9 protein-coding genes are annotated in these 8947 nt (G+C 62.6%); 1 reads left to right on the plus strand and 8 read right to left on the minus strand.

All coding sequences use genetic code 11. From position 1 onward, the window contains the following. Window positions 1-15 precede the first annotated feature (15 nt). Window positions 16-780 carry an HpcH/HpaI aldolase family protein gene (locus GR183_RS03395; RefSeq protein ID WP_160774153.1) on the plus strand — a complete coding sequence of 255 codons (765 nt, stop codon included), beginning with the start codon at window positions 16-18 and terminating at the stop codon, window positions 778-780. A 19-nt stretch (window positions 781-799) separates the two neighbouring features. Here GR183_RS03395 and GR183_RS03400 read toward each other — a convergent pair whose 3' ends face one another. Genes GR183_RS03400 through cobA form a run of 8 tightly spaced genes read right to left on the minus strand, consistent with a single transcriptional unit; the run spans window position 800 to window position 8720 of the window. Next, complete coding sequence (locus GR183_RS03400; protein WP_160774154.1) at window positions 800-1567, minus strand: sirohydrochlorin chelatase; 768 nt, start codon at window positions 1565-1567, stop codon at window positions 800-802. Then, window positions 1524-3089 (minus strand): nitrite reductase, encoded by a 1566-nt coding sequence (locus tag GR183_RS03405; protein WP_160774155.1) that lies wholly within the window; start codon window positions 3087-3089, stop codon window positions 1524-1526. Before GR183_RS03405 ends, GR183_RS03400 begins: the two co-directional genes overlap by 44 nt. After that, a complete protein-coding gene (gene nirJ, locus GR183_RS03410) occupies window positions 3064-4278 on the minus strand; it encodes a heme d1 biosynthesis radical SAM protein NirJ (RefSeq protein WP_160774156.1) in 1215 nt (404 codons plus the stop codon). The genes GR183_RS03405 and nirJ overlap by 26 nt, the downstream gene beginning before the upstream one ends. Next, complete coding sequence (gene ahbB, locus GR183_RS21890) at window positions 4266-5354, minus strand: siroheme decarboxylase subunit beta (RefSeq protein ID WP_160774157.1); 1089 nt, start codon at window positions 5352-5354, stop codon at window positions 4266-4268. The genes nirJ and ahbB (GR183_RS21890) overlap by 13 nt, the downstream gene beginning before the upstream one ends. 3 nt (window positions 5355-5357) lie before the next feature. Beyond that, window positions 5358-6434 (minus strand): siroheme decarboxylase subunit beta, encoded by a 1077-nt coding sequence (gene ahbB, locus GR183_RS03420; protein WP_208999735.1) that lies wholly within the window; start codon window positions 6432-6434, stop codon window positions 5358-5360. Between the two features lie 3 nt (window positions 6435-6437). Further along, complete coding sequence (locus GR183_RS03425) at window positions 6438-7619, minus strand: cytochrome D1 domain-containing protein (protein ID WP_312846767.1); 1182 nt, start codon at window positions 7617-7619, stop codon at window positions 6438-6440. Continuing rightward, on the minus strand, window positions 7616-7942 hold the full coding sequence (locus tag GR183_RS03430) for a c-type cytochrome (protein WP_160774158.1): 327 nt from the start codon (window positions 7940-7942) through the stop codon (window positions 7616-7618). Before GR183_RS03430 ends, GR183_RS03425 begins: the two co-directional genes overlap by 4 nt. After that, entirely contained in the window at window positions 7935-8720 is a 786-nt protein-coding gene (gene cobA / locus GR183_RS03435) for a uroporphyrinogen-III C-methyltransferase (RefSeq protein ID WP_160774159.1), read from the minus strand. Before cobA ends, GR183_RS03430 begins: the two co-directional genes overlap by 8 nt. Window positions 8721-8947 lie beyond the last annotated feature (227 nt).

Genomic DNA, 8947 nt, shown 5'->3' on the forward strand with positions numbered 1-8947 from the left:
CGCAGGGGAAATTCAATGGATCTGCCGAAGAACCACTTCAAGGCCGCGCTGAAATCGGGAAAGCATCAACTTGGGTTCTGGAACTCGATCGGCGGCAACACGGTGCCGGAGATCCTGGCCGCCTGCGGATACGATTGGGTGATGGTCGATACCGAGCATTCGCCGGTCGAGGTGGTGGATATCCTGCCGGCCCTCCAGGCCATCGCCGGATATCCGGATGTGTCTGCGGTCGTGCGCCCGGCGATCAACGATCCCGTGCTGATCAAGCGCATCCTCGATATGGGCGCCCAGACGCTTTTGATCCCTTACGTGCAATCTGCGGAGGAGGCGAAAGCGGCGGTCAGCGCGATGCGCTATCCCCCCGCCGGCATCAGGGGTGTGGCGGGTGTCACGCGGGCAAGCCGCTTCGGCAAGGCGACGGACTACGTCAAGCGGGCATCCGAAGAGCTTTGCCTTCTCGTCCAGGTGGAGACCAAGACCGCGCTCGACCGGCTTGAGGAGATCGCCTCCGTCGACGGTGTCGACGGCGTTTTCATCGGCCCGGCGGATTTGAGCGCAAGCCTCGGTTATCCGGGCGAGCCGAACCATCCCGACGTGATCAGGCAGATCGAAGGTGCCTACAAGCGGCTTGCCGATATCGGCGTTCCTTCCGGCGTGCTCACGTTGAATGAGGATTTCGCCCGCCGCTCCATGGAGCTTGGTACGGCTTTTACGGCAATCGGTGTGGATCTTGCCGTCGTCGTCGACGGCGTCACCGCGCTTCGAGACAGGTTTTCGTAGGCGGAGGCATTTCCTCTCTTCAGGCCGTAAGCCTATGCCGAGCCGCACAGGCGACGGCAATTTCGCCGGCGACAAGTTCGGAAACGCCCGGCATCAGCCCGACAGGTTCCGAGAGATAGCCAGCGTGGCCTCGCGCTTTCAGCGCGTTTGCCACGTCTTCTTCCGAGTGGCCGCCGTTGGCCGCGAAATAGCGTATGAGCGAAAAATCCGCGCCGATCATTGGGAGCGCTTCCTCGAAAAACGGCGCTTCCTCCAGGAAAAGGCAGGGAATTCCCGTTTGCCCGATCTCGCGCTCGAGAGAATCCGCGAAACCTTCCGCTGCGAGCTTTGGCCGCTTTCCCATTGCCGAACCATGCGCAATCACGATGACGGGCGGCAGTTGTGCGGATGAAAGTTCGCGGCGCATGTTGCGAGCGACAAGGCCCGGCAGGCCCGCCATCAGGCCGAGAGGAGCGAGAATGCGGGCGTCCTCCCGCCCCAGCTTCTCAAGCCGTCGCGGCAGCGCTTTGGAAACATAATAGCCGTCCGACAGGAAATGCGGATAGACGGTAACCTTCCGGTCCGCGCCAATCGATGCAACGACGGTTTCCAGCGACGGTTCGCCGTTCAGCACCGCAGCCTTGATCTCGTAGTCCGGCAGCTGCTCGCCAAGCTCGCGGGAAAATGCGAGGAATGCGTCGTTCGCGCCAGTCCGCGCTCCCGCGCCATGCGCCACGGCCAGGAGAACCGGGCGCTTGACCGCTCTAATGGCTGGTGCCTTCGGAGAAGGTGATCTTGTTCCAGACATTGTATTTCCCTGAAGGTTTCCTCATCGGCAGCCGCTTGATTTCTTCCAGCGTTTCAGCGTCGTAGACGATCACGGCACCATCATCCTCCCATAGCGAGACGAGCGCGTGCTTGCCCTCCCGGTCGAATTCCACATGGGCGGCCGTCTTGCCGGGTTCCGGGCGAACGGTCTTGACGATCTCCAGCGTCTCCTTGTCGATGATGTGCATGACGTCCTTGTTCGGGCCGAAGAATACGTCCGTCCAGGCATAGCGCGAATTCTCGTGCGAACGCATGAAGAAACCTGGCCCGTCCGTCTCTATTGTCTTCAATACGGACCAGTCGTCCATTGCGATCACTGAAATCTTCGCTTCTTTCAGGTGCGGTGTCGCCATGACGGGCCGTCCCCGCCACATCCAGGTAATGCCGGATCCCAGATGCGGAAAACCGGGCAAGGGAAGGCGCGCGATCTCGCGTCCGACAATGAGATTGACGACGACGCCCGTTCCTCCGTCGCGCGCGGAGCCGATGAGGTTTCGATAGCCGGGATCGAAAAAGAAATCGTCGAGCGGCTCGGAAACCTCGATCCGGCGGCGCGCGAACAGGCCTTTTTCGACGGCCAGCGCCTCCACCATTCCCTTTTCGTGGGAGTGTACGAAGCCGGTATAGACGGGCTTCGCATTCGGATCGGTCGCGATCTCCCAGATTTCGGCGACGTCCTTCAGCGCCACGATGAAGCTGTCACGCTCCGGTGCCTGGTAGACGGCGGAAACGCGGGAGCTGTTGCCCTTGCTGTCTTCCGCCTCGAAGATTTTCTCCACGCTAAGGTCGTCGGTGGAAAGCACCACCAGCGAATGCGGCAGGTAATTGGCGACCGCCAGATGCTTGCCGTCCTTCGAGATGGCGATATTGCGCGCGTTGATCGCGGCGCGCACCTCGCCGACCTTTTGAAGCCCATAGAGATCGTATTTCGTCACCCAGCCGTCGCGCGACATGAAGAAGACAAAGCGCCCGTCTGGCGTGAACTTGGGCCCGCCATGGAGCGCGTAATGGGTCTTGAACCGGGTGATCGGCTCGAAGCTCTCGCCGTTCAGGATCGTGGCGTGGTGGTCGCCCGTCTCCACGACAACGAAGAGATTGTAACGGTCGGCGTCGAATACCGGTTCCGACACGGACTTGTAGTCCGCATTGAGCATCCGCGAAGCTTCGATTTCAGCCTTGCCCCAGACCGGCATTTCGCCGAGCGGCTTCATGATGAAATCGGCAAGGGCCGCGATCTCGTCTTCGCCCAGTGCGTCCGCGAAAGCTGGCATCTGCGTCTGCGCGCGCCCATTGGCGATCACGGCCTGAAGCGCTTCTTTCTTTTGCCTGCCGAGGCTTTCGGGGATCAGCGACGGGCCGATGGCGCCAAGGCGTGCCGGCCCATGGCACTCCGCGCAATTGTCACGGTAAAGCGTCTCTGCTGAAGAAAGCTCGCCTGCGAAAGCGCTGCTGCAAACGAAAGAAAGGGCTGCGACTTCAAGAATAGCGATGAACCGCTTCATGGCGCGCTCCTTTGAATGGTTTGAGTTCAACGCGGGAGCTTGCCGGTTTCGCAAGCCCGATTTCGCTGTCGCTCAAATAACAGGCAGGATCCTCGGCGAATGGGTCGCCGGTAAGCTGCAATGCGCGCACGCGCGTGTTGCCGCCGCAGATTTTCAGGAACGCGCATTCGCCGCAGCGTCCGGAAAGGGGCCGCGGGCGCATCTTCAGCTTCGCCATCACAGGGTCGGAAGTGTCCGCCCAGATCTCGCCGAAGGGCCGCTTTTTCACATTGCCCAGCGAATAATGCCACCAGAAGCTGTCCGGATGCACCTCGCCCAGATTGTCGATATTGGCGATATTGATGCCGGAGGCGTTACCACCCCAGCGCGTCAGCACCTTTTCCAGGTGATCGGCGTTTTCAGGCACCATGGCGCGCGCCCATCTCAGCAGATAGACGCCGTCGGCATCGTTGTTGCCGGTCACGATCTCGCGGTTGCGGCCTGCCTTTACGTCCTCCAAGGCCGCCTTGAACAGCCGGTCCATCGCACGGCGGGTGATCGTGTGCGCGGCGTCCGAGCCGCGGTTCTTGTTGCCGCGCCCGGCATAGACGAGGTGGGAAAGATAGACCTTGTCGACGCCTTCTTCATCCGCAAGGGCGAGGATGTCGTCCAGATTTTGGGCATTGTCCGCCGTCATGGTGAAGCGAAGGCCCACCTTCACCCCGCGCGCCTTCAGGTAACGCACCGCCTTTAGCGAGAGATCGTAGGCGCCGACCTGTCCGCGAAACGCGTCATGCACGGCACCAATGCCGTCGAGACTGATGCCGACATAATCGTAGCCAACCGCTGCTATTCGTTCGGCCATCGGCTCATCTATAAGCGTGCCGTTCGTCGACAAGCCGACGTAGAAGCCAAGTCCCTTCGCCCGCTCCGAAACGGTGAAGATGTCGGGCCGCATCAGCGGCTCGCCGCCGGAAAGGATCAGCACGGGAACGCGCGCCGCCTTCAGGTCGTCCATCACATCGAAGACCTGGCGCGTCGACAGTTCGCCGGGAAAGTCCACATTGCCGGAGATCGAATAACAGTGCTTGCACTTGAGGTTGCAGCGGCGGATCAGGTTCCAGATCACCACGGGTCCGGGAGGCGCGCGATGGGGGCCGAGCTGGCTCGGGTTCACCAGTTCCTTCATGTAGTGGGTCAGGCGGAACATGCCTTGCCTCCTTGGGATGGCGCGATGGGGTCGGACGGCTGAAGCCGCAGCCCTGTCTTCTTGAGAATTCTGGTGGAGACCAGCCGGTCGGCGGCGCGAATGTGCTGGCCGCAAGTCTCCTTCAAAGTCGCGATCTTCTCCTCGACTTCCGCTTTTGAGCGGCCATGAACCATGGCGAAGAGGTTGTAGGGCCAGCCGGGTAGGTGACGCGGGCGCTCGTAGCAGTGGGAGACGAAGGCGAGGGCGCCGATCCTCCCGCCGACATCCTCCAGCACATCGTCCGCAATGTCCCAGACGGTCATGGCGTTTTCGCTCCAGCCGAGCGCATAATGGTTCGGCACGGCGGCGATCCGGCGAATGGCGCCGCGCGAAAGCATGTCTCGAGTGCGCTCGATGACTGCGTCCTCGCTTTTCCCGAGGTCTTCGGCGATCCGGACGAAGGGACGGGAGACGAGGGCCAATCCAGCCTGCATCGCTTCGACCAGCCGACGCTCTTCCGCCGAAAGGGAAACATCCTCATGGTGAGCCGGCGCTGGAAGGGGCCGTGAGACAAGCCCGGTCTCCTCCGGCGGTGTGACCTTAAGCCCGATATAGAATTCATTGAGCTTCGGGAACCGCAGAACTTCCAGGCCACATTCCGCTTCGATCGCCTGTGTCGCGGCCTCGATGCGTAACGAATCGTCGCTTGAAACCACGAACCACATGTTGAGTGCGTGCTCACGGGCATAATTATGCGCGACTTCCCGGTGCGAATTGACGAGCTTTGCCACGTCCTCGAAGCGCGGTTCAGGCACACTCATCGCACAAAGGCACACGGCGCCGCCAAGCCGCTCGGCATCGAAAAGCGGGCCGAACCGGGTGAGCAGACCGGATTCGCTCCAGTGCCGGAGTCGCGTAAGCAGACCTGTTTCGGAAAGGCCCAATTCGTCGGCAACGGTAGCGAAAGGCCGGCACTCCACCGGGATCCCGTCCTGCAAGCGGTCGAGCACGCGCCAGTCCTCGCGCGAAAGCGAAATGGCTCCGCCGCTGTGAGTATCTGCTTGGAACGACGTTCCGGTCCTGTTTGCAAGCGGCATCGGTCAACTCCCGGAATCGCGTTGCTTCGCGCCGAGCAGCGGCCCGCGCTGGCGAAAGCAGCGGGTGGAAAACAGCACCGTCATGTCGCGGCGGGTGAGGCCCGTCAGCCTTTTCAGGCGTTCGATCACGGGCTCGGCCTGCGCGCGCGAACGCGCATGCACCATGCAATAGAGGTTGAACGGCCAGCCGGAAGCGCGCCGCCGCCGGTAGCAGAGCGTGACGCCCGGAACATGCGAAAGGCGTTCGCCCACCGCATCCACGTCTTCATCGGCGATATCGAAAACGACCATGGCGTTTGCGCCGAAGCCAAGCGTGCGGTGTTTGACCACGACGCCGAAACGGCGGATCACGCCCGCCTGCGAAAGCCTCTCAAGGCGGGCAAGTACATCCGCCTCGCTACGTCCAGCATGCCGGCCGATCTCGTGAAACGGACGGAAGACGAGCGGCAATCCGTCCTGAAGTGCCGCTAGAACTTCGCGGTCATCAGGCTCGATCATGCTTGCATTGGCGGGCCGCAACCGGCGTTTGACGAGGCTATCCTCCGGCCGGCCTGCGATGGAGAACCCCAGGTCGAGATGGAAGGGGCGCTCAAGCCTCAGATCGAACACGTCCTTGCCGAGGCGAGAGGAAATCCGCGCAAGGCTTGCGTCGAGCTCGGCCTCGTCGGTGGCTGTCACAACGAACCAGAGATTGACCGCATGGTCGCGTTCGTAGTTGTGGTTGACGCCGTGCTCCATGTTGATCAGTCGCACGGCCTCGTCGAGGTCCACCTTTTCGACCGACACGGCGGCAAGCGTCGAAGCGCCCACCGTATTTGGCGCCAGGATTGCACCGATGCGGGAAATCGCGTTGTTCGCCAGCAAGGTTTGGAAGCGCTCAAGAACCTCGCGTTCGCGCAAACCGAGTTCGCTAGCGATCACCTGAAACGGATGCGGCACCAGTGGGAAGTCATGCTGCCAGCGGTCAAGAAGCGCCAGATCGATCGCTTTGGATTCCTGCTGCGTTTCCTGATCGAGCCCTGTCGGCATGCGCCGTCTCGGGCCGCGCGTCTGGTTGTGTACGTTCGCCTGTTCGAGCATGGCTTAAAGCCCCGTCTTGTGCGCGCGGACGGTGAAAAAGATGCCGCTCGGTTTTTCCGCCGGAAGGCTCGAGATTTTTTCGAGCTTTGCGGTGTCCCACACCTGCAACTCGTTTTCGTCGCGCACGCTCATCCACACTTCGTGGCCGCGCGGGGCAAACTCCATGTGAAGTACGCCGGGGCCGGGCTCGAGCGTTGCGACGACCTTGCGGCTCGGCGTGTCGATTACCTGCACGAAGCGGTTGTCGGGCGGAGCGAAATTCACGAAAACCTGTCGCCCGTCCGGGCGGCTCATGGCAAACACCGGCTGACCAAGCAGCGGTATACGGCCCACTTCTTCGAAACTGCGGTCGTCGACGATCAGCACTCCGTGGCGGCCTATCGCCGGCAGATAGAAAGTTTCGGAAGCTTTCGCCCAGCCTTCCAGATGCGGCATCTTGTAGACGGGAAGCGGCGCTTCGCCGCGCCCGTATCCGGCGAGGATTTTTCGCGCTTTCAGCGGATTTTCCCAAAGGTCGACATGGGCAAGCCCGTCCTCGCCGAAGAGGCCGGCGATATAGTGCCGCCCGTCCGCCGTCACCAGCGCGTCATAGGGGTTGGCGCCGATCTCCTCGATCTTCGTGACGACAGGGGCCGGACCTTTCGAGAAATCGGCGATCCAGGTTTCACCGGCCTCCCAGGTCGAGAAGACGAAGCGCCGGCCAGGCACGTCGACAAGGCCGATGGTCTTGGATCCGGTCTCCATATCGGCGACAAGTTCCAGCGTCTCGGCGTCGAAGACCTTCACGCCGCCGGGCTCGTAGTTGGACACGGCGACGAGCGTGCCGTCGTCGGAGATCGCCCCGCCGATGGCGTTGCCGGATTGTACCTTCCGCGCGACGACTTCAGCCGTCAGGATGTCGAGCTTCGTCAGCCCGCCGTCGCGGCCGAAGACATAGGCGAAGCGCTCGTCGCGCGAGAACACGGCCGAGGCGTGGCTGATGTCGCCGAAGCCTTCGACGCGGGCGATGCGCTCGTGTTTCGTCGTGTCGACGATCAGCACGGAGCCTGTCGCGCGCTCGATGACAATGCCGAGGTCGCCGGTTCCGCGAAGCTGCGGCGCGCCCGTGGTGAAGGCAGGTGTCGCGGCAAGCGGCAGCGTGCTGGCTCCGATCATTGCGGAGGTGAGGAACGAACGGCGGTTCATTCTGCGATCCTCCCGTCCTTGAGTGCTTCGGCGATCCATTCGGCCTCGTCCTTGTCAATGACGCCTTCCCAGCCCGGCATCGCGGTCGTCGGCACGCCGTAGAGGATCACCTCCGTCAGCGTTTTCTTGTCGTAATGGGCGATATCTTCGGGCAAGAGGGGCGAGCCGAGCCCGCCCTTAAGCGTCAACCCGTGGCAGGAGCCGCAGTCCTGGCGAACGAACTCCGACAGGCGGGCGACATCGTCGGTACCGATATCGCCGGCATGGGCGGCAGCGGCGAGCAGGGTCGCGATCACGGCGGATGTGGCGAGGCGGCTAGGCATTTGCGGCCTCCAGGCGCGGCGATTGGATATCGCGGATTTCGAGCCCCAGGCTCGCAGCAAGCCCGACCACCCTGCCGATCACGAAGGTCACCGGGCTCCTGAAGCCCGCACCGCGGGCCCGCTCTTCGATGTCGTCGAGACGGGCGATCAGCCGGCGTTCTTCCACACGCGTGGCTTTTTCGACCGCGAGGACCGGCGTTGAAGCGGGCAAGCCGCGTTCCATCAAACGCGCGGTTATTTCACCCAGGTTCGAAAGGCCCATGTACAGCACAAGGGTCGTGTCCGGGTCGGCAAGGCTCTTCCAGTCGAGGTCCAGCGGCTCGCCTTCCTTGCAGTGCCCGGTGACATAACGCACGCCGTGCGCAAGGCCCCGGTGGGTGAGAGGAATGCGGGTTGCGGCGGAAAGGCCCTGCGCCGCCGTGATGCCGGGCACGACGTCGAAGTCGATACCGGCCTCGACAAGTCGGATCGCCTCTTCGCCACCGCGCCCGAAGATGTAGGGATCGCCGCCTTTCAGGCGCACGACGGTCGAGTGTTCGCCGGCAAGCTCGACGAGAATTTCGTTGATGCGCTCTTGCGGAACAGGGTGACGGCGGGGCTCCTTGCCGACGCACACCATCAGTGCGCTATTCGGCGCTAGCGCCAGAATATCGGGCGAAACCAGCCGGTCGTAGACGACCGCATCGGCCTTGGAAAGATAGCGGATCGCGCGTGCGGTCATGAGATCGGGGTCGCCTGGACCCGCGCCGATGAGATAGACCTTGCCACAGCCGGACATTGTGCGCTTCTCCGCTGATTTCCTTTGTGAAATCACCTTCTCGCGCGGACGGTTCTTCCTCCTTGACCATTGTCAAGACGGTCGGGCATGCGGCGTTTTGTCGATGATTTTTCGTGAAGGCCGCCCGAAGAAAAAAAGCCCCCCCCCCGGGCCGGGGCGGGCCTCCCCCGAGGGACGGCGGCGGCGCGGCGGGCCGCCGCCCCCCGCCCCCCCCGTTGCCTCGAGAA

It is taken from the genome of Stappia sediminis (assembly GCF_009826895.1).
In the GTDB taxonomy this organism is placed as follows: domain Bacteria; phylum Pseudomonadota; class Alphaproteobacteria; order Rhizobiales; family Stappiaceae; genus Hongsoonwoonella; species Hongsoonwoonella sediminis.

What these genes read in the sequence shown, in the direction of transcription:
- cobA (WP_160774159.1), bottom strand. Translation starts at nt 8,720, where the DNA reads ATGTCCGGCTGTGGCAAGGTCTATCTCATCGGCGCGGGTCCAGGCGAC.
- ahbB (WP_160774157.1), bottom strand. Translation starts at nt 5,354, where the DNA reads ATGCCGCTTGCAAACAGGACCGGAACGTCGTTCCAAGCAGATACTCAC.
- GR183_RS03430 (WP_160774158.1), bottom strand. Translation starts at nt 7,942, where the DNA reads ATGCCTAGCCGCCTCGCCACATCCGCCGTGATCGCGACCCTGCTCGCC.
- nirJ (WP_160774156.1), bottom strand. Translation starts at nt 4,278, where the DNA reads ATGTTCCGCCTGACCCACTACATGAAGGAACTGGTGAACCCGAGCCAG.
- GR183_RS03400 (WP_160774154.1), bottom strand. Translation starts at nt 1,567, where the DNA reads ATGTCTGGAACAAGATCACCTTCTCCGAAGGCACCAGCCATTAGAGCG.
- GR183_RS03395 (WP_160774153.1), top strand. Translation starts at nt 16, where the DNA reads ATGGATCTGCCGAAGAACCACTTCAAGGCCGCGCTGAAATCGGGAAAG.
- GR183_RS03405 (WP_160774155.1), bottom strand. Translation starts at nt 3,089, where the DNA reads ATGAAGCGGTTCATCGCTATTCTTGAAGTCGCAGCCCTTTCTTTCGTT.
- ahbB (WP_208999735.1), bottom strand. Translation starts at nt 6,434, where the DNA reads ATGCTCGAACAGGCGAACGTACACAACCAGACGCGCGGCCCGAGACGG.
- GR183_RS03425 (WP_312846767.1), bottom strand. Translation starts at nt 7,619, where the DNA reads ATGAACCGCCGTTCGTTCCTCACCTCCGCAATGATCGGAGCCAGCACG.